We start from the raw sequence: 20,829 nt of genomic DNA on the forward strand, positions 1-20,829 counted from the left end.
ACTATCTACACCAAAATAGCGTTCTAAATGTAAATAAAAAATTTGCGAAAAGGTAAAAAAAAATTAATACTTTTTCCCGTTTTTATTCCGCTTTTGTGCATATCTAATGCGGTATAAAAGCTAGTGGATTGGGGGGAAAAATATGTAAGCTATTGCGATAGCAGCGATTACGCCAACTGCATCTGCAATGAGTGCGCAGGTGACTGCATGTCGAGTTTTTTTTACACCAACGGAGCCGAAATAGACTGCTATTATATAGAATGTTGTGTCGGCTGCTCCTTGGAACATGCAGCTGAGGCGACCGGCAAAACTGTCGGGGCCTAAGTTCTTCATGGCGTCGATCATCATGCCTCGGGCACCGCTTCCGCTGAGGGGCTTCATGAGGGCGGTAGGGAGGGCCGGGACAACGTCGTTTCCGACACCGATGAATCCAAGTAATGCAGAGATTCCATTCATGACCAAGTCCATGGCTCCGCTGGCGCGGAACACGGCAACGCCAACAAGAATAGCAACAAGATTCGGGATGATCATCACGGCGGTATTGAATCCTTCCTTGGCGCCTTCGACGAATGCTTCGTACGCTTGGACTTTTTTGTAGCAGGCAAGTCCGAGGAATGCTACGATGATTCCGAATAGAACGATGCCGCTAATAAAGAGACTCGTTGTGCCGATGGCTTCTGCCGTGAGGTGGCTAAAGTAGAACATGATAGCGATGACGCATGCGCTGATGCCGCCGAGCCATGCTACCGTTACGGGGTCCTTAAGTTTGATTTTTTGGAAAAAGCTGAGTGCGAAAATACCGGCGATGGTGCTGAAAAAAGTGGAAAGCAAAAGGGGTAAAAAAACGTCACTTGGGTTTGCGGCTCCGAGCTGGGCGCGGTATGTCATGATGCTCACCGGAATCAATGTAAGTCCACTTGCGTTAAGGACTAAGAACATGATTTGCGAGTCGCTTGCAACAGTCTTGTCTTCGTTCGGGTTGAGCTCTTGCAACTGCTTCATGGCCTGGAGGCCCATCGGAGTTGCTGCGTTGTCGAGGCCGAGCATGTTGGCGCTGATGTTCATGAGCATGGTGCCCACGACGGGGTGGCCTTTTGGAATTTGCGGGAACAATCGCGAGAAAAGCGGTTGGACAATTTTGGCGAGAATTTGGACGGCGCCTGCTTTTTCGCCAATCTTGAGAATACCGAGCCAAAGGCTTAAAATGCCCGTGAGGCCGAGTGCGATTTCGAAGGCCGTCTTGGACATATCAAATGCCCCGAGAATAGCCTTGTTGAATATGCCGGTATCGCCGAAAGCAAGCCACTGGACGATGCATGCGATAAATGCACCGAAGAAAAATACGAGCCAAATTACGTTTAGGACCATGTTTTTTAAAGTAGTAAAAATGTAAGTAGTTGGCAGAACTTAGTCCGCTACGCTCTTAGAACTTAGAATGAGGCTCGTGTTACTATTTCATAATACCACATTTTTTATAACAGAACCATATTCCAGCGTGTGGATGCTGAACTTAACATGGGCGGGTTCGGTTGCGGTCGCGGGCGTGCTTTCATAGAAGCCGAATGTCGGCGGATTCCCGCCTTTGGGGAGGCTAGTGGAACCGGGGTTGACCATGAGAACATCGCGGAAGTTCTTTTCGAGTTTCCAGATATGTGTGTGCCCGAACAAGTAAGCGTCTATTTGCGGTTTTTGCGGGGCTTTTACTTCGGATTGGGATTGCGCGCAGGAAAGCGCGGTACCTGTGGATTCGATGCTTTCGAGTGCGTTTTTGGGGAAGCATTCGGGCATAAAGATGTGCCCATGACTCAAGAACAGGTGGAAACCGCAATCCTCAATGACCTTGTATTCGTTTTCGATAGGGAAGTCGAGCATCATCAAATCGACATCGGCATCGCAGTTTCCGCGAACGGCGATAATGCGGTCTTTGTAAGGCGCTAGAGCTTCGACGACTTGCATGGGGCCATGCCCTGCAGGGAGTGGATTTCTCGGCCCGTGATAAAGCGTATCGCCGAGCAAGATAATCTTGTCGCAGTTGAATTTTTCAAAGAACGTTAACGCTTGCCTTGCCGCCAAGGCAGAACCATGAATGTCGGAGAGGATTAATGCTTTCATAATTGCAATCACAAAAATTTAGTTGGTAGAATTTAGATCGCTACGCTGCAGAACTTAGAAAATTTACATATACTAAGCTCTAAGTTACTGAGGTTGAGTTCTAAGTTCTGAGTTACTAGTTACTAGAATTGTATTTCAAAAATCTCTAGTAACTAGTATCTAGTAACTATAAACTAGTAATTAGCCCGTAGGGCGAAGTAACTATTAACTAGTTACTATGCTGAAGGCACTTAGGTTTTTAGTCGATAGTTGTTAGTGGTTAGTAAGCAGTGGTTAGTCAACAGGAATGTGAAAAGAATGTTCTAATTGCGATCCTAACCACTGCCTACTGTCTACTTCCTACTGCCTACCGCGGCGAAGCCGCTTACTTCACCGTAATCATCGGGCTGGTTTCGCTCAACAGATAGTTCCATTCTTCGCGAATCTTTTCGTATTCGCTCGGATCGGCGTAAAGTGCGAATGTAGTCCACTTGATTCCGCTAGAAGTCTTGGACTTCGGCTGCTTTTCGAAACTGACGTAATCGACTTCTCGGTTGAGCGGCTTTGCTTCGGTGATGGTCACCGTGTGTCCGCTTGCAGTCTTGATGTTCAACTTAAAGCTGAACAGAGTTTCGTGCGGCATGCGGATGGGGTGGTGGCGCTTTGCGACCTTCGGGAGCTTGAAGAGGCTGCGTTCCCACACGTTCGGGAAGCGTCCCTTGAGTTCGGAACCGCCCTGACCGAAGTAACCCTTGGAGAGGTACGTATTCACGATGATGAGCGGCTTGTTGAACTGGTCCAGATTTTCAATGCGGATGTTGCCGATGCTCACGTCCGGTACGCCTGCGGCGAGGAACTGTTCAAGCAACTTTTCCTGATCCTTCACGTCGCGACCAAAGAACTTATTGCGGATGGCGCTTGCGAACTTGCCCTGGAGCTGCACGGAATCGCGGAATTCGCATTCGCCGTTTTCTCCAATGAACAAATCGTGCTGGATTGCAATTTGGTGTTCCTGGTTGTCTTCGAGAATCGGGGTCGTGACGACATGGCTATGGTCTCCATCGATGACGAGTGCCACTTTGCCTTCCATGTCGAGCGGTACCGGGCGGTCATTACCCGTCTTGTCGGTGGCATCGACCCAGCGTTCGCTAATCTTACCCTGTTTCGGGATGTAGAGAATCATGTGGTTGAACTGCTGGATTGTCGGCAAGTGCGAGAAGCCTTCTTCGGTGAGGTGGATAGCTGTGAGGTAGCTCTTGACGCCAATGGCTTCGAGCATGTCCTTGAGCAAGAGCGCCATGTCCTTGCAGTCGCCGCGGTGTTCCTTGAGCGTTACTTCTGCGGTTTGCGGAATGAGGCTGTGACCGCCGAAACGCACATCGCGGTAGCGGATGTCGTGACGGACGAAGTTTACAATGGCCTTGACGGCGTCATCGCCGATCTTGTTGCCGCGCACTTCAAAAGCCTGCTCGCGAACCTTGACGGCTTGCTTGAACTGGTGGCTGATGAGGTTCTGGTAATCGTCGCCGACATCGCGCCATTCTTGCTTGCCCGTGAGCATGAGGCCTGCGCCAAAGTCACGATACACTGGCATGTAGAGTTCCTTGCGGACAATGACTGGATTTTCAATCTTCCATTCTAAACCACCCTTAATAGCGGTCTTTTCGAGCGGTCCGTATTCTTCGGTGACAAAGCGGGTGGTGTCGGCGTAAATGCGGAAGACGGATTCTCCGACGGGCACTTCGCGGCTGCTTTCATAGTTGGTGTACGGAATCATGCCCTTGTTCTGGAGGTTCGTGCGGCTGAATTGCATGTAGATAAAGTCACCCGGAGCAATTTCCGAAAGCGGGAAGTGTGCGGTCTGCGATTCGTTGCCGCCGCCGATTTCTGTAGCGTATGTAATATAGGCTCCGTTGAGTGTTGCCTTCTGCTTGAGCTTCCAATTGCTGTCGTAAACTTCGAGAGCGTTCAGGTAAATGCGGTCAAAGCCTGGCAAAAAGTCGAACGTGAATTCGCGATAGATGGCTGCACCGCGCTGGTCCAAAACTTCGAGGAGCATCTCTTCGCTGCGAACCCAGTTGGCGCCTTTTTCAGCCTTGAGGGCTTCTTTCTGGTAATGGATAACGGCGGGGAAGTCGCCTTCGAGGGCGGTCTGTTTTGCCTGCGGGTGGAGGAGTGTCTTCAAGTCGGCAGTGCGTTCTTCGACCGGGGTAATCGGCTTTTGGAGCGTACGGTTGTCGGCCTTGCCGAGGTATGCCTTTGTTGCGGAGAGGAAACTCTTGGCGTCTTCGTTATCGGGCTTGAGGGCGAGTGCCTTGGTGAGAGCCTTTTCTGCATCGCGGTAGTTGCGGCTATAGAAGAGGATCTTGCCGTGCATGGTCCAAATCTTGTAATCGTTCTTGGCCTTGGCGAGCGTTTCTTCGCTGATAGCGCGTGCTTCTTCATAGCGGCCGAGGAACATGAGGGCGTCCATGAGAGTTTCGCCGAGTTCCTTGCTCATGCCAAAGCGTCCGCGGACTCCGTACAAAATATCTACAGCTTCGGCATATTGGTCAAGTCCCATGTAAGTCTTGGCGAGGTAAACGCCGAGGCGGGAACTGGGCTGCGTGTCAAAGAGTCGCTGCACGACGATGAGGGATTGGTGACGCTGTCCCAAGCCCCAGAGCGCATCGCTCAAGTTGATGACGTATTCAGGATTGTTGGGGGTGTAGCGGAGGGCGCCTTCGGCACATTCGCGGGCGTGGCCGTAATCGAACAAGGCTTCGTACATTTCGCCGAGAATCGAGAGCAACTTGCCGTTCTTGCGCACGAGATCGATTTGGCTTGTAAAGTAGCTGATGCCCGGGCCGTAAAGTTCTTTCATCTGGTACACGAAACCGCAGTTGATGAGGTAGAGCGGTTCTTCCGGGTCCATCTTGTTGGCGCGTTCAAAGTAGCTGAGAGCGACAAACGGTTGGTCTTCGAGCAAGCGGAGGATACCCACTTGGCTCATGACGGCGGCGTTGAACTTGTTCTGCTTTTTGCGAGCCTCTTCGTCGCTTGCCTGCTTGGGCATAGCTCCGACTTTGAGGCCTTCGACAGCGTTCTTCATCACCGAAGCGTATTTCTTTTTGTTGACGCCTTGCGTCCATGTGGCGATGAGGATACCGCGGCCATTGTCATAGAAGAATCGACCTGTGTAATAGAAATCGTAATTGTTGACGACTCTCGTAATCGTAAATTCTTGAGCGTAGCGGTCGCCGACCTTGATGCGTTGAACTTCAATGGACGGATCGTTCATCGAAAGACCAAGGCGGTTGAGGAGCACCTTGAACATGTCTTGCTGGCTCACTTCTTCGCTTGGGACAATGGCGCCGTACACGAATAATGAAATATCTTCTTTCTTGTTGCTAAGCACTAAGTCCGGGTCTTCGTTTTGCTTAGCGACTCCGGTCCAGTTGTGCCAAAGCGTGTCTTTTGTGCTCCAGGAATAGCCGAGGTCTGCGCTGGAGTATTGTGTGATGCGTTCATCGGAAAGTTCCGAGACCGCTTCCTTTACAACATCCTTGAGCTTGAACGTTGCGAAGAAATCTTTCCATTCTTGCTTGAGGGCGCCCGCGGAAAGTTGTACATCGTTTGCAGAAAGTGTGAGCGTAAAGACTCGATTCCCGGCGCCAATGACGAAGCCAACGGCTTCGTAAGGCGTGTCGTAGCGCTTGCCTGCTATATCAAAGAATGCTCCGGTGGTGCCTAATGCTTCTTCGGGGTAAGTTTCTGAGAGCGATGCCTTTTTGCCGCTTGATTCGAACGACTGCATTTCGATCTGGGCGCGGTCCATGAGGCGAAGCGGTTCGCTTTCGGGGAGCGTCACTTCGACGAGGACGGCGCGGCGGCCCGTTTGCGGATTGTAAAATTCATAAGGTGCGTTATCTTCGCCACCGATGATTGTCCAACCGTTATCGGGTGCGGTGAATGTGTAGCCGCTTGTTTCGATGGTGCCGCCGGTTGCTTTGGGCGCAATTGTTTCTTCTGCCGTGTAATCTATTTCCGTCGATTCATCTTCGTTATAGGAATCTTCGGTGTTGTCCGAAACATTAGTTGTGGGTGATGTGTTTATATCGGGAGTGTTGCCGGCGCAAGAAAACAGGAAAAAAAGCCCGAATGCAACAGTCAAGCGGGCGAGGGAATTCTTTTTATTTACAAACGAATAACGCATAATGAACTTCGTGGATGAAATGTTTAACACTCTAATTTTAGAAAATTAGGGTGCGCTAAAAGTAGTGCTTTGCGATACAAATGAGAATAATCTGAGCAACCTTTCTTTATTTTTACAATCGCGTGTTTCTAAAAATTTGTTTTCAAAGAAATGCTAATAACTATTTACTAAGTTCTATGCTTTGCCTGTTTCCAATTGCTTTGAATTCTTCGACTAAAACATAAAGGTTCCTCGCATACGCGAGGATGACGGCTTTGAGGATGGTTCCTGAATGAATTGTAAATTCGCCTTACGCATTAGTCCGAATGAACTAAATCATTGGGATGACTTGTGTGCCTTCGAATGCATTTTTGTAATGTGCAAATTGGAGCGGTTGCTGGTAGGCTCGGGTGCTCAGCACGTCAAAACGGCATGGCTCGTCAAATCCTTTTGGGGCGATTGCTTTTTGTGTGGCTAAAAAGTGGCAAGCGGTTTGCCAAATTTTCTTTTGCTTGAGCGAGTTCACGCGGGCAGCGGGGTTCCCTTCTTGGTTATTCCATACGGACTTGACTTCGACAAAGACGAGTGTTGCTCCATCGCGGGCGACAATGTCGAGTTCTCCGCCATGGTATGCGTAGTTACGGGCTACGACTTCATAGCCTTCGCGCAATAAATACGCGACCGCTTGCGATTCGATGAAGTTCCCCTTTGGCTTGTTATTTGATTTTTGAGCTATGGTACTTGTCTTGCGCATTGCATTCCCCTCATTTTCGTGCGACTACATCAAGGTTTCGTGCCAATCATGGATTGCTTCGCTGTGCTCGCAATGACGTTTGCACTTTCTATTTACTCAGGACGACTTAAATCTAAGCTCTAAGTTCTACCAACTTCCTACTTCCTACTACTTCACTTCCATCCCGAGCAAACGGATTTCCGAAATGGCGTAGTCATCGTTGTCCGCTTCGTAAACGTCATCGAGGTAGAACCGGAGTTCGGTTGTTTCGACGGCTTGGATGTTCGGGTATTGCATTCCCTTGATATTTTCAAGGTGGAGCCGTTGCTTGAATCCGTCCTTGGTTTCGACTGTGATTGTGCGCGGTTTCTTGAAAATGCGGAAGCGGTCGCCGAAGGCATCGTCAATGGATTTTTGGTAGCCAATGGCTATGCCGATGTTCGTGATGAGCGTGTTCTTGTCGAAGTACATGGCAAGAACTGGATTCATGGGCTTTAACGGCATGGTGTTGAGCCATGCCGTGGTGAGGTCTCCATCGGTCAGGTTTGCGATCGGGTAGCCTTTTTTATTTTCGGGTTCGATAGCTCTTGTTTCGTGATTTCCAAGAATTTCGTTCCATTCCAGTTCATGCAGTGTGTTCATCGGTTTATGCGTGAACATGAGTAGCATGAGCAATATGACAATAATCGGGAACAGCACCGAGAAAGCAATGATGATGAGTTTATGCGGAGCGATGTTTCGCCCGAAGTTTAATGCGGATTCTACAATGGATGGGGCTATGCGGCGTTGGGAACCTGTTTTGCGACCGATGGTGGCGTTTTGTTTCGGCGTGTCGTGCTGTGGAAACACTTGGTCACATTCGTCCAAAAATTCCTGCATGTCGTGAAAGCGCTCGTTGAGCTTTTTCTTGAGGCACTTGAGGATGAGTTCCGAAAGCCCGGCAGGAATGTCCTCGCGGAAAAGTTCCGGAGCCGGAGGTGGTTCTTGCACATGCTTGAGCGCAATTTCCACAGGGCGATTCCCTTCGAACGGGAGGCGACCGCAGGTCATTTCATAAAGAATGACACCCATGCTGTAAATGTCGGATTGGAGCGTGACTTCGTCGCCATGGCACTGTTCGGGTGACATGTATTCGGGCGTGCCCATTGTCATGCCGGTGCGGGTGAGGCGTTCCTTTTCCATTTCTTGAATGTAGGAAATGCCAAAGTCCATGATGTAAACGCGGTTGTCGCGTGTGAGCATGATGTTCGATGGCTTCACGTCGCGGTGGACGATGCCCTTGCTGTGGGCGTAAAGGAGGCCGCGTGCAATTTGCTTGATGATGACTTCAATCGCTTCGAACGAAAGTTTGCTTTTGTTTTGCAAAATTTCGGCAAGGGAAATTCCTTGTACGTAGGTCATCGCGATAAAGAGCTGCTTGTCTTGCTGGCCGAAGTCGAAAACGTGGACGATGTTCTGGTGGTCCAGTTCCTTCATGGCCTGGGCTTCGAGATAAAAACGTTTAATCGCTTCGACATCGGAAGTGGAGTCGAGAATCTTGAAGGCGACTTCGCGCTTTAGCTTTTTATCGAGGGCCTTGTAGACGTAGCCCATTCCGCCTTTGCCGAGCGTACCCAATAGTTCATAGTTGTCGTTAAAGGGATGCGGAAAAGTTAGCGGTTGTTCTGGACGTATCATCTTGGTTTCTTTAATTTATGTAGTAGAATTACAGTTACAATATAGAAAGCTAGCGCGATGGCGAGTGCAAAAATTGCGTTGAAAACATCATCTTTTCGTTCAAGTAAAATATTCAGGAGCGAAGCTTGGTTGTAACGCGACCAAATGACGCTCGAAAGGGCGCGGCCGATGGGCTGCATTTGATCGAGGGGAACGAGAGCGCCTGCTAAAGCTACTTGCGGGATGATAAGGAGCGGAAGGAATGCGTTTGCTTGGCTTGTATTCTTGGCGAGTGTACTCGTGAATAAACCGACTGCTGTGGCGGGAATGGCGATGCATGCAAATGTGGCGGCGATGAACGCTAGGTTGGGGGTGGGGGTAATGCGAGTACTGATAAACGCATAGATAATGGCTGTCTGCATCATCGTGAAAATGATGGGGAGCGTGCATTTCGCGGTCAGTGTTGAAAGTGCAGAAACGCCACGGCGAAATTTATCGCGGAGAATGTCTTTCTCCTGCACGATTTCGCGGATTGAAAGCGATAGAGCAAACCAGTTGGCGCAAAGGATGACGGCGAATGCAACTGTCCAAAGGGAGGATTGGTCGGAGAATATTTGCGAGAGCAAAAATCCGATAATGATTGGTTGCAAGAAGAGGGCTGCGATGCGGCCCTTGTCGCGGAACCACTGCTTTGCGGTGAGGCGGACGGTGTAGGTGAAATTGCGCGGGAGCTTGGTGCGCTCGAAAAAGTACTTGGATTCGTTCTTTTGGGAACTGCTCGAATTTTCGGTGGGGCGAGTGGCTTCACGAGTTGCGTTTTGGGATGCTTCTCGGGATGCGCGCCACTCGGCGGATTTGCTTTGGGTTATGTTAGTGAGGAGAGCTTGCGAATCAGTTGTATTGAAATGCGCGTAAGCATTTTGAACGCTCCCGTAGAATGCTTCTTCGCCTTGATGCAGTACGAGAACTTTGTTTGCAATCTGGAGCGCTTCGTAGCTGTGCGTCGTGAGGATAATTGTATGACCGAGGAACGCGAGCTGCTTTAAGTGCGTGCAGAGAATTCTTGAATTGTACGGGTCAAGACCCGACAGCGGTTCGTCGAGAATGACGAGGCCTGGGCTTCCCATGAGTTCGCGCGCGAGGGCTACGCGGCGCATCTCGCCGCCGCTGAGCGTTTTCACGAGGTTATGTTGGCGGGCGCTCAGCCCGAAAAGTTCGCAGAACTTTTCTAGCCTCGCGCGCGCATCGGCTTTAAAATTCTTCACGTCCATCGACGAACGCGCTCCATCGAGGATGGTTTCCTCGACGGTGAGCTCCGGACGGAGTGGCGGGTCTTGCGGAAGAATCGCGATGCGCCTGCGGATTTCGCTTTTGCGGTAATCGACACCGCCTATGCGGACGATGCTCTGCTTGTCGCAGCTATTGATGCCTTGAATCAACTTCAATAGCGAAGACTTGCCTTGACCGGAACGCCCGATAATGGCAAGGATTTCTCCAGCGGGGAGCTCGAAGTCAATCCCATTCAATAACTGTTTTTTGCCTGCAAAAACGTTCAAGTTCTTAGCAACTACATCAAAACCTGTTGTTGATGTTTCGATAAACAAGTCCTTGTTGCGGAACCCGATTACTGCCGACTCAATGTGGTTTGCGCTTCCGTTTTGAATTTCAATGGCGCGTGTACTTTTGCCGCCTTCGTCTACGATTGATTTTGCAAATTTAATTTCGGCACGGCTTTCGCGACGTTCCCCGTTGCTATTGCGGTCTCCGCAGAGTCTCGCTTTTGCATTTGCGGAGATTCCCGGAATTTCGACATTTCTCCATTCTTCCGAAAGCGGGATTGTTTGCATGTCGCTTTCGTTTTCGCGTTCCATCACGAGAAGCGTGAGGTCAGTGCCGCGGAGCGTTGCGCGCAATTGCCGTGGCCCGATGAGAATGACGTCGCCATCGTTAATTGCAACTGTCTTTACATCTTTCCCGTTCAGCATGGTGATGCTGTTTTGGGACAAATTCTGCAAAATCCATTTGCCGTCGATAAAGTTCAGAACCGCATGATACCTCGAAACCATCAGGTTGTCGAATTGCAAAACGTTGTCCGATTTGCGCCCGATGGTAAACGGTTTCGATGGGTCTGGATTTACGAGACGGAATGGGAACATCGCGCTTTCCCGTTACTTCAATTCTTTCACGAACGTTTCAAAGCGGTCGCATGCCTTCGCGAGATTTTCGTCGCTTGCGGCATACGAAAAACGGACGCATGTGTCGTCGCCGAATGCGGCGCCTGGCACAATGGCAAGTCCTTTAGATTCGAGGAGTGCGCTGCAAAAATCGATGGAGCCTGCAATCACCTTTCCATCGGGAGTCTTTTTGCCGTAGTAATCGCTCACGGGTGCAAATAGGTAGAATGCTCCTTCGGGTGCGCGCGGCTTTGTCGAAAGGAACGAGGTGCGTTCGAGCATGTAGGCTCTGCGCTTGCGGAAGGCGGCTTGCATGGCATGCACATTGCTCTTGTCCATGTTGAGGGCGCCAAGGGCTGCGTACTGTGCCACATTGCTCGGATGGTGCGTGGCTTGCCCTTGAATTTTGCCGATGATTTTTGCGATCGGGGCGGGGGCGGCATCATAGCCGATTCTCCAACCGGTCATGCAGTGCGATTTTGAAAATCCATTAATCACGATTGTGCGTTCTGCCATTCCTGGGAAGACTGCTGCACTTGTAAATTCTGTATCATAGACAAAGTATTCGTAAACTTCGTCCGAGATGCAGTAGATATCCTGTGCGACAATTTCTTTGGCGAGTGCTTCAAGTTCGCTTTTGCTGTAAACGACACCGGTTGGGTTGCACGGGTTGTTCAAAAGAATGGCCTTGGTTCGCGGTGTACATGCTTTGCGCAAATCTTCGGCGTCAATCTTGAAGTTCTTTTCGATGCCTGCTTGAACAAAAACAGGTGTGCCGCCAAGCCATTTGACGAGTTCCGGATAGGTGACCCAGTACGGAGCCGGGATAATCACTTCGTCGCCTGGGTTAATCAAGGCGGCGAGCGCGTTGAACACGGCATGCTTTGCGCCGCTCGTCATGATGATTTGCGATGCATCGTAATGAATGCCGTTTTCTTCTTCCAATTTCTTAGCGACTGCCTTGCGGACTTCTAGAATCCCGACGGGGGCGGTGTAGCGTGTTTTGCCTGCGCGGATCGCTTCTATTGCTGCGTCTTGAATGGGTGTCGGTGTTCCCAAATCGGGTTCGCCTGCGCCGAGACTGACAACGTCCTTGCCGTCTGCAATCATTTGTTTTGCCATTGTATCGATGGCGACGGTGAGTGATGCTGCGATATTTTGAGTTCTATCGGAAAGCGATTTCATTTTCTTGCTTCCTTTTTCCTTTTCTGTCTCAGACGGTATTGGTCGAGTGATCCTGCAATGAGGGGGAATATGGTGAATTGAGCGATGAATATGCAGATAAGCCCTGTCAATGAAACGTAGCCCATGCTTCGAAGTCCCGGATGGGATGAAACGAGCATGCCGTATGTACCGATGAAGGCTGCCATCTGCGAAAGGAAAATCGTAAAGAACCTGTCTCTTAAAATAGTCAGTGCGGTTCCTTTCTGTTTTTCGTAATAGGCCGTAAAAAATTGAAGAGAACCATCGACGCTAGCTCCCATGAGAATAGGGAAGGTGAGGGCGCTATACGCCGAAATTTGCACATCAAAAAAGTTGAGTGCAGCGAGGAACCAGCTTGCGGCAAAAACTGATGGAAGTATTGTGAACAAAGCTCGGCTAAAACGGTTGTAGTAAACAAGCATGAATAAGAATACAAGTACGCCGCCTGCTTGCAATGGCCTACGAATATGGTTTGTGATGCGGTCTAGGAAAATAGCTCGTGTGATGGGAATGCCTGCAATGAGATAACTCCCGTTGTTGATTCCCTTAATTTGGTGGAGCTCGTTAAATAGCTTTGTAACTTCGCTGCCGTAGTTTTCTTGAATATCCGTGAATATGAATGCGAATCGCCCTTGATCCCCTTGCTTGTCGCGAAACTTTTTTGCGATGTACTCGGGTGGCTCAAATTCGTCACCTTCGTCAAATTCAAGAGCTTGTTCCACTTTTTCAAGATTGACGAGTTCGCTCTTCGAAAGCGCTTCGCGAAATTCCCGGGTGACCATGCTGTGCAATTGTCTGAGCTTCTCCATTTTTCGCTGTTGCAAATTTGGGGAAAACTGTGCCAGTGTAAATATGGAATTGACGGTAGAAATGGCGCCGCTTTCCTTGAGCTTGTTGAACTGTTCCAACAGCGTTTCGCTTTCGGATTTATCGGGAAGCATGACGATGATTGGAGTCTTGTTCAAAAATCCAGTTTGCGCAATCAGCGAATCAATTGTCTCGTCTTTGTAATTGATTTCCGTTGCCGAAAAATCGTTACGGATATGAATCCGTGTACCGCCGATATAGAGACCTGCGAGACTTGCCGCGATGATAATCGAAAATATAATCCAGTTCAAGCGATTGGACAGCATGGATATTTTGTATTCATGATGGATTTGTGCGTGTCTAATCGAGAATGGTTTTTGGCGTTGTGTAACTTGCAAAAGGGCGGTGGAGAAAAGGAGTGTTATGGCCCAGTTTAAAATGCATCCGGTGGACCCGAGAACGCCAAGTTCTTGAAGGCCTGGTAGTGGAATCAAGATAAGGCATGCAAACAAGGCTGCGCATGAAAAACTTGAAACTGCGGTTGAAGGCCCGATGCCAAGGAGTGCACTTTCAATGCAAAGTTGCGGGCTTAAATTGTGTTCTCGTTCCCAAAAGTAACGGTTGAGAACGTGGTTGATAATTTGCAAAGCCTGTCCTGGGAGCACTATCGCAAGCAATAGCGTGAACAAATTGATGCGCCCGTAAAAAACATAGGAACACGCCAGAGTGGTAACAATGGGGGTTGCAATCGGCAATGCCGAAATGAAAATCAATTGCGGTTGTCTATAGAAATGTAGAATGAGGAGCAACAAAATCAAAATGGCGGTGACGATGCCGACCATCTTTGCTTCGGGCAAAAGTCGTTTTCCGGTTTGGATGGATTCGTAAACTTTTCCTGCAAAATGGATTCGCAAATCTGCGGGCTTGGTTTCTTTTTTCAGTTGTTTTTTGACTTCGTAGAATAAGTTGCGGTTTGCCTGCAAATCTGAGATTGAATGTGTCGGGTAAATTTCGACAATGCGGATGGTCCCGGTTTTGTTGGAATGGCTGGTGGCGAGTTTGTCGAAATACTTCTTTTCGAGGTCGCTTAAAAGCTGTTCGCGCTGTTTCGAAGTCGATTGTTTGAGGGAATCAATCGCACTCTTGAGGTCGATGTACAGCGGATTGTTTTTCATGATGTAGCGGTGCTTGAGTTCTTCAATGCGGCGCACCATGATGTCTATATCGTTTTCGCTGGCGTACAAGAACTTGTACTTCTTGTAAAAATCAATGTCTGTTTCGAAGTCTGCAAAATGAACAGAGCTGCTCTGTTGCATCTTGTTCGCGAGGTCTTTAGCGATACGGTAATTTGCTGCCGAATCCTCTGATTGCAGAATGACGATGAGGCTCCCGAGCCCGCCAAAAGCATCTTCGATTTTTTGAATGTTGCTTGGTTCGCGTGCACTTGTAATGGTATCTTGTAGTTGCAAGTCCCAGCGCAAATGCATGATGGGGTAAATGCTTAGGATGCCGATTGTGAAGAAAACCGTAAGGATAATCTTCGGATAGGTTGCTAATTTTTTGATAATTTTTGAAAAAAGAGAAAACATCGTACTTAATATAACTATATATTAGGGGAAAATGAAACGTTTGGTGACATTACTGGTGCTTATAGGTGTGCTGTGTTTGCCAGTACACGCGAAGAATGCGCACGAAGCAGTGCCGGATACTTCTTCGAGTTCCACGTCGTTCATTGAAATTATTTTTTGGCCGTTTGTTCATATTGTCCAGCCTGTTTTTGGAATGCTTGTCTATCCGGTGGCAGCTCCGCTGCATTATGCGGTTGATAATGGGGCTGCCGACAAGGCTGTGGACCTCATTACGTTTGGTGAAAATCGTAATATCCTCATTTATCCGATGTTTAACCTGAAGCCGGGGAGTTCCTCGATGATAGGCTTGTGCTACCGGCATAGGAACCTTTTTCAGCAGGGAGGGTATGGAGTATTTGAAGGTCATTATTATGCGAATAGCGATTTTGATATAAAATTACGTTATTCAAAACAAGGGCTCTTTGGAAAAAAACTCTATGGCTCGACAAGCTTCAATATGTATATGGACCGCGATAATGGTTATACATTGCCGGGAACCAAAGTGTCTTTTGATCAGGCCGATACGACGTATAGCTTTAGTGCGCAGCTTAGTTTTCCGATTACGGAATCGAGAAATTTGAACTTCAGTTTTGGCACAGAATTTGTTTATCATAAGGCCGATTTTACGGATACGAAAGATTCTGTGCTGGATGATCCCGTGTATCCGATTGAGGATCGAGGCTTGTACCAAAGCCACTTTGAAATACCTTTTTATGCGAACTTGGTATTTGATAATTTGGATGTTCCGTATGCGCCGTCGCGTGGTCAGCGCTTCAGTATAAGTGCGTCGTATGTGTTCACAGGAAAGTACGGTGGAATAAGTGCCGATGACTTTGCTCTAGCGGGGGTAAACCGTTCGGAAGCTTTGAAGGATGGCGGTAAAAATCATGATTTTGTGAATCTCTCTGCGTTCTACCAGATTTATTTCTTCATGGGTCGAAAGGATCAGTATGTTCTTTCTGTTAAAGAAGGCCGCCAAACGAGAAAGTTCTATACGGACTTTTCTCTAAACGAAGTGATGCGTGTGTGGCGTCCGGAAAATTTGGTGGAAACACTTTTTGAACATCGCGTGTTGGCGTTTCAGTTGCGTTTCCAGGGAATGTGGGAAATGGAAAAAGGCGGTGCTCCTTATTCGGCATTCTATTCATTGAACGCTAGGTATCCACTGCGCGGCTATTCAGGTTCGTGGATGAGCCCGTTCGTGCTTGGACTTTCTGCGGAATACCGTTGGCCGATTGATAGGCTTGTGGATGGTGTTGTGTTTAACGAATATGCTATGATTAGCGATAAGGTTAATCATTGGACTAAAGATAAACTCTACAACTCATGGGGTTTTGGTGTTCGTGTTCGCAAGCCGGATATGTACTTGTTCCGCGTACAGTGTGCGTTTCATGGCAGGCATGGTATAAATCTTATATTGACGATGGCGCCTGAATTTAGATAGCGGTTTTTCTATATAATACGCTCTCGAAAATAATTTGGATTTTTAGCTGTTTTTTGAGAAAAAATCAGTTGAAAAGGAGTATTCGGGGAATTGTAAAAAACGGCGTGATTGGTTATATTAAATGTGTGGTTAAATGGATTTTTGAAGGAGACCGCTATGTATAAACATTGGAAAAAAATTTTGCTTGCCTTGACGGCGTTCTTTTGGAATGCTTGCGATAACAGCTCTTCGCCGACGGGGCCTGTTGTTGGTCCGGAATCTAGTTCAAGTACGACAAATGGGCAGAACTCCAGTTCATCCATTGAAAATCAAAGCTTAAGTTCTGAAGCGAAATCTTCGAGTTCTTCTGTAGAACCGTCTAGCTCTTCTGTGGAATCATCGAGCTCGACCCCGATTGCCGAAAGTTCAAGTTCAGGGACAGAACCGCAGCCTTTGTATGGCGTTTTTGTGGATGATTTATGTGTGAAAACAGAAACCGATGGAACCTACGCTTGTTCTGATGGGGTGACATGCGTTGAGTCTTCGACGGAAGTGCAGCAACTTCAGGCAAGAGTGGATCCTTCGGAAGTTACTGCCAAATATGGCGTTATTTTTGTGAAGAATAAAACTTATACATGCAGTGACGGCAAGGTTTATAACGAAGCTGAATTTAGAGCGCGTTACAATATTCTCCTCAAAGAAGTTGAAGATAAAAAAACACCTTGTTACATGAATGGAACAAATGCTGTAGAATGTGATGATGGTGAAACTTTTTCTATAGTAACTGATGAAAAGGGAAATAAAATTTATAGCAATGCTTTTGTAGAATTGAGTGAAAAAAAGTTCTACGAAAAATACGAATTGCTTGAACGTATGCCGGTTCTTTATGGCCCTCCTTGCGCGTTTGATGGCACCTGCGGAGATGAAGAAAAGTAGTTTTCTGTTGTTAGAATGTAATTGGGTTAAAATTTGTGAATGAAAATGCGACTCGTAAAAGGGCCGCTTTTTTTATTTACTACTTTTAAAAACATGGTAACGTTAGCTCTTTCTCATTTTGAAAAAAGTTTTCCGGTGGCACTCCGTGGCAAGCGCTTGGGCGCGGTTTTGCACCCGGCTTCGGTTTGTGCGGATTTGCATTATACTCTTGATTTACTCAAGGACTTGGATGGCAAGCTCTTTAAGCTTTCGGCATTGTTTGGGCCGCAGCATGGCATCAAGGGCCACACGCAAGATAACATGATCGAATGGGAAGGCTACGAGGATCCGGAATTGCATATTCCGGTTTACAGCCTTTATGGTGAACATCGCGAGCCGACTGCAGAAATGCTTTCGCACGTGGATGCGATGCTTGTGGATTTGCAGGATGTGGGCGCGCGTTATTACACGTTCATCTGGACGCTCTTCCTTTGCATGAAGGCTTGCGAAAAGGCGGGAATCCCGGTTGTTGTCGTGGATCGCCCGAACCCGATCAACTGCGTTGATGAGGAAGGCCCGGTGCTCGACCTCAATTATACGAGTTTTGTTGGGCTCCATAGCATCCGCACGCGGCATGCTAAAACGATTGGCGAACTTGCCGAACAATTCAAGGCTGAGCGATTCCCGAAGTGCGAACTTTACGTGATGCACATGGACGGCTATGATAAGCGCATGTGGTTCGACGAAACGGGACTCCCGTGGATTTTGCCGAGCCCGAACATGCCGACTCTCGATACCGCTATCGTGTATCCGGGCATGTGCCTGTTCGAAGCAACCAACGTGAGCGAAGGCCGAGGCACGACACGTCCGTTCGAAATTTTTGGCGCTCCGTTCATTGATGCGGTCAAGCTTTGCAAGTACATGAACGGGCTCAAGTTGCCGGGTGTGTATTTCCGCGAGAACTATTTCCAGCCGACGTTCCATAAGGGCGCGGGGCAGATTTGCGGTGGCGCGCAGATTCATGTGACTGACCGTAATAAGTTCCGCAGTTTTGAAATGGCGGTGAAGCTGTTGCAGTACATTTTCAACGAATACCCGAAGGACTTTGCGTGGAAGCAGCCGCCGTACGAATATGAATTCAAAAAGTTGCCGATTGATATTTTGCTTGGTAACGGAACGTTCCGCAAGGAATTTATCGAGTCGAGTATTTAATGAAACTTAGACTTTCGACAGAAACTTTGAACCGCCTGAAGCGCTTCCGCAAGAACAAGCGCGCCTTTTGGTCCCTTGTGATTCTGGTGGTGGCTTACTTGCTTTCGCTCACGAGTCCGTGGACGGTGAATGATGAACCGTTCTATTTGCGCTACAACGGCAAGAATTATTTCCCGGCGTTCGCGCGTTACAGCGAAGCGGATTTTGGTGGCGAATACAAGACGGAACAGGATTACGCGAAGCTCTTTGCGGATGTCGCCGAATGCAAGCAGGATGAAGAAGACGGATTCCCGCGTGCGGGTGGCTGCCCCGAAATGTGGACAATCATGCCGCCTGTGCCGCACGATCCGCTGAAGGCGGATCTGAGCGAGGAGGGGACCCCTCCATTTGCGCCGAGCGCAAAACACTGGCTCGGAACGGATAGTAATGGGCGCGATGTTTTGAGCCGCCTCATTCACGGGTTCCGCATTTGTATTAGCTTTAGCTTGTTGTTGACCGTGCTGGGCACGTTCCTCGGAATTGTCATCGGCGGGATCCAGGGCTACCTCGGAAAGTTCTGGGATACGGGCATGCAGCGTATGATTGAAATCTGGTCATCGCTCCCGATGCTTTACGTGGTGATTCTCATCGGCAGTATTTATGGCCGTAGTTTCTGGCTTTTGATTTTGATTATGGCGGCGTTCAACTGGCTTTCGCTCAGCTACTACATGCGTGCGGAATTCCTGAAGCTCCGCAGCATGACTTATGTGATGTCGGCGAAGGTGCTTGGCCTTGGGCATCGTCACATCTTCTTCAAGGAAATTTTGCCGAATGCAATGACGCCTGTGGTGACGCTTTTCCCGTTCACGCTCATCGGTGGAATCGGAAGCCTCACGTCGCTCGACTTCTTGGGCTTTGGACTCCAGCCGCCCACGCCGAGCTGGGGCGAGCTCATGAGCCAGGGGCTCAACAACCTCTACGCTCCGTGGATTTCCGTGAGCACGGTCGCTGCGCTCTTCGTGACGCTTTTGCTTACGACATTCGTCGGCGAAGGCGTAAGGGATGCTATGGACCCGAAGTCGGGAGATAGGTATGTTTAATGCAAAACGACTGAGTGGTCCATGCCAAGCGGGAACGGCTCGTATTGACGAGCCGTGTGAGCGCGGAGCAATTGACCTCAGATGTTCTGATGGCGTTTTTAAGTCAATTGCGGAGTCGTCAACCGACCCGAAGTCGGGGGATCGCTATGTGTAATGCAAAACGACTGAGTGGTCCATGCCAAGCGGGAACGGCTCGTATTAACGAGCCGTGGAAGCGCGGAGCAATCGACGTCAATTGCAGTTTTATGAAGAATAAGTCGATTGCGGAGTCGTCACTCGACCCGAAGTCGGGGGATAGATATGTTTAGACGAAAGACGAAAGAACGGACCTTCGGTCCTATAGACGAAAGAGGAGAGACTTGTGTGCGTCATTCTGAATGGAGGGCTGCGGAATGAAGAATCCAGTGCACTTTTTGACTGGATCCTTCACGTTGTTCAGGATGACAGAATGGAAAAATCTTAGGAACTATGTGTCATTCTGAGCGAAATGTAGTGGAATCGAAGAATCTAGATATGAGCAATGCAGTTTTAAGCGTTAAAGATGTTTCGGTGGCGTTTGGGTTTGACAAGAATGGCAACTCGCGTGACGGCAAGCAGCCGTTGCAGGTGACGGACCGCGTCTCGTTTGACATTTTTCCGGGCGAATTTTTTGCCTTGGTGGGCGAGTCCGGTTGCGGAAAGAGCGTGACTGCCATGAGCATTTTGCGCTTGTTGCCGTGGCCAAGCGCAAAGATTGTGAGCGGCTCCATCTTGTTCAATGACGGCGATTCTTGTGTTGTTGACGATTCTCGCGATGCAACTGAAAATACCCGCGATTTGGCGATGCTTTCGCTCGAAGAACTACAACAAATTCGCGGTTCCGAAATCGCCTGCATCTTCCAAGAACCGATGCAAGCGCTCAATCCCGTCGTCACTATCAAAAAGCAACTGCTTGAAGTCTTTAAGTTCGGCGCAGTCTCGAAAAATGCTGTTTCAAAAAGCGCGCAATCCAAAAAAGAATCCGCGCAGTCCCAAAATGCGCAGTTCCAAAATGCGTCATCCCGAAAGGATTGTCATTCCCGACTTGATCGGGAATCTCCTTTAGACCTTATCCGCGAACAGCTCCGCCTTGCGGGATTCACCGACCCTGACCGTGTTTTGAATTCATACCCGCACGAACTTTCTGGCGGTATGCTGCAGCGCGTTTGCATTGTGATGGCGCTTTTGCCAAAGCCAAAATTGATTATCGCTGACGAACCGACGACCGCTCTAGACGTAACCGTGCAGGCTCAGGTTCTCGCCGTGCTCAAGGAAATGGCCGAAAAGACTGGAACCGCAGTTCTCCTCATTACGCACAACATGGGAATTGTTTCGCAGTATGCGCACCGCGTCGCCGTGATGTACGCTGGCCGCATCGTCGAAGAAGGTCCTGTTCGCGAGGTCATCAACCACCCGATGCACCCTTACACGCAAGGTCTCCTTGCTGCGATTCCCGAAAGCCATAGCGACTTGCGCACGCTCGTGTCTATTCCGGGTTCCGTGCCACATCCGAAGGATTTTGCGAAGGGTTGCCGTTTTGCGGACCGTTGCTGCAAATGCGCCCAGGCTTCCGCCGATGTTCGCGAAAAATGCCTTTCTGCCGAACTCCCGCCGAAAATTGCCGAAGCGGATCATTTCGCGTGTTGCTTTGGTGCCAAGTAACTCCGCCTTGCGATTGTTTTTTGCATAAGTTTTACATCCCTTTCATTCTTGTTT

Annotated in this window: 15 protein-coding genes; 7 read left to right on the forward strand and 8 right to left on the reverse strand. The window is 48.9% G+C overall.

Going from position 1 to position 20,829, the window contains the following annotated elements; all coding sequences use genetic code 11:
- Positions 1 to 120 precede the first annotated feature (120 nt).
- The 8 genes from HUF13_RS08985 to HUF13_RS09020 all read right to left on the reverse strand — a co-directional run bounded on the left by HUF13_RS08985 (position 121) and on the right by HUF13_RS09020 (position 14,427).
- Positions 121 to 1,368: a nucleoside recognition domain-containing protein gene (locus HUF13_RS08985; protein ID WP_173474811.1), complete on the reverse strand. Its 1,248-nt coding sequence runs from the start codon at positions 1,366 to 1,368 to the stop codon at positions 121 to 123.
- A gap of 87 nt (positions 1,369 to 1,455) precedes the next feature.
- On the reverse strand, positions 1,456 to 2,112 hold the full coding sequence (gene yfcE, locus HUF13_RS08990) for a phosphodiesterase (RefSeq protein ID WP_173474812.1): 657 nt from the start codon (positions 2,110 to 2,112) through the stop codon (positions 1,456 to 1,458).
- Between the two features lie 364 nt (positions 2,113 to 2,476).
- Positions 2,477 to 6,286: a transglutaminase domain-containing protein gene (locus HUF13_RS08995; RefSeq protein WP_173474813.1), complete on the reverse strand. Its 3,810-nt coding sequence runs from the start codon at positions 6,284 to 6,286 to the stop codon at positions 2,477 to 2,479.
- Between the two features lie 310 nt (positions 6,287 to 6,596).
- Positions 6,597 to 7,019, reverse strand: a complete 423-nt coding sequence (locus HUF13_RS09000; RefSeq protein WP_173474814.1) for a YraN family protein — start codon at positions 7,017 to 7,019, stop codon at positions 6,597 to 6,599.
- 147 nt (positions 7,020 to 7,166) lie between these two features.
- On the reverse strand, positions 7,167 to 8,675 hold the full coding sequence (locus HUF13_RS09005; RefSeq protein WP_173474815.1) for a serine/threonine-protein kinase: 1,509 nt from the start codon (positions 8,673 to 8,675) through the stop codon (positions 7,167 to 7,169).
- On the reverse strand, positions 8,672 to 10,810 hold the full coding sequence (locus HUF13_RS09010; protein ID WP_173474816.1) for an ATP-binding cassette domain-containing protein: 2,139 nt from the start codon (positions 10,808 to 10,810) through the stop codon (positions 8,672 to 8,674). Before HUF13_RS09010 ends, HUF13_RS09005 begins: the two co-directional genes overlap by 4 nt.
- A 12-nt stretch (positions 10,811 to 10,822) precedes the next feature.
- Entirely contained in the window at positions 10,823 to 12,013 is a 1,191-nt protein-coding gene (locus HUF13_RS09015; RefSeq protein WP_173474817.1) for a pyridoxal phosphate-dependent aminotransferase, read from the reverse strand.
- Positions 12,010 to 14,427 carry an MMPL family transporter gene (locus HUF13_RS09020; protein ID WP_173474818.1) on the reverse strand — a complete coding sequence of 806 codons (2,418 nt, stop codon included), beginning with the start codon at positions 14,425 to 14,427 and terminating at the stop codon, positions 12,010 to 12,012. Before HUF13_RS09020 ends, HUF13_RS09015 begins: the two co-directional genes overlap by 4 nt.
- Positions 14,428 to 14,458: 31 nt before the next feature.
- Between HUF13_RS09020 and HUF13_RS09025 the strand changes: the two genes are divergently transcribed.
- From HUF13_RS09025 to HUF13_RS09055, 7 genes are all read left to right on the forward strand, one after another.
- A complete protein-coding gene (locus HUF13_RS09025; protein WP_173474819.1) occupies positions 14,459 to 15,910 on the forward strand; it encodes a hypothetical protein in 1,452 nt (483 codons plus the stop codon).
- Between the two features lie 156 nt (positions 15,911 to 16,066).
- Complete coding sequence (locus tag HUF13_RS09030) at positions 16,067 to 16,825, forward strand: hypothetical protein (protein WP_173474820.1); 759 nt, start codon at positions 16,067 to 16,069, stop codon at positions 16,823 to 16,825.
- A gap of 93 nt (positions 16,826 to 16,918) precedes the next feature.
- Positions 16,919 to 18,016 (forward strand): exo-beta-N-acetylmuramidase NamZ domain-containing protein, encoded by a 1,098-nt coding sequence (locus tag HUF13_RS09035; RefSeq protein ID WP_173474821.1) that lies wholly within the window; start codon positions 16,919 to 16,921, stop codon positions 18,014 to 18,016.
- Positions 18,016 to 19,095, forward strand: coding sequence for an ABC transporter permease (locus HUF13_RS09040; protein ID WP_173355913.1), 1,080 nt, complete (start codon positions 18,016 to 18,018; stop codon positions 19,093 to 19,095). Before HUF13_RS09035 ends, HUF13_RS09040 begins: the two co-directional genes overlap by 1 nt.
- A complete protein-coding gene (locus HUF13_RS09045; protein ID WP_173474822.1) occupies positions 19,088 to 19,249 on the forward strand; it encodes a hypothetical protein in 162 nt (53 codons plus the stop codon). Before HUF13_RS09040 ends, HUF13_RS09045 begins: the two co-directional genes overlap by 8 nt.
- Entirely contained in the window at positions 19,242 to 19,403 is a 162-nt protein-coding gene (locus tag HUF13_RS09050) for a hypothetical protein (RefSeq protein WP_173474823.1), read from the forward strand. Before HUF13_RS09045 ends, HUF13_RS09050 begins: the two co-directional genes overlap by 8 nt.
- 205 nt (positions 19,404 to 19,608) lie before the next feature.
- Positions 19,609 to 20,775 (forward strand): ABC transporter ATP-binding protein, encoded by a 1,167-nt coding sequence (locus tag HUF13_RS09055; RefSeq protein WP_304039012.1) that lies wholly within the window; start codon positions 19,609 to 19,611, stop codon positions 20,773 to 20,775.
- Positions 20,776 to 20,829 lie beyond the last annotated feature (54 nt).

The organism is Fibrobacter succinogenes, assembly GCF_902779965.1.
Taxonomy (GTDB): Bacteria; Fibrobacterota; Fibrobacteria; order Fibrobacterales; family Fibrobacteraceae; genus Fibrobacter; species Fibrobacter succinogenes_F.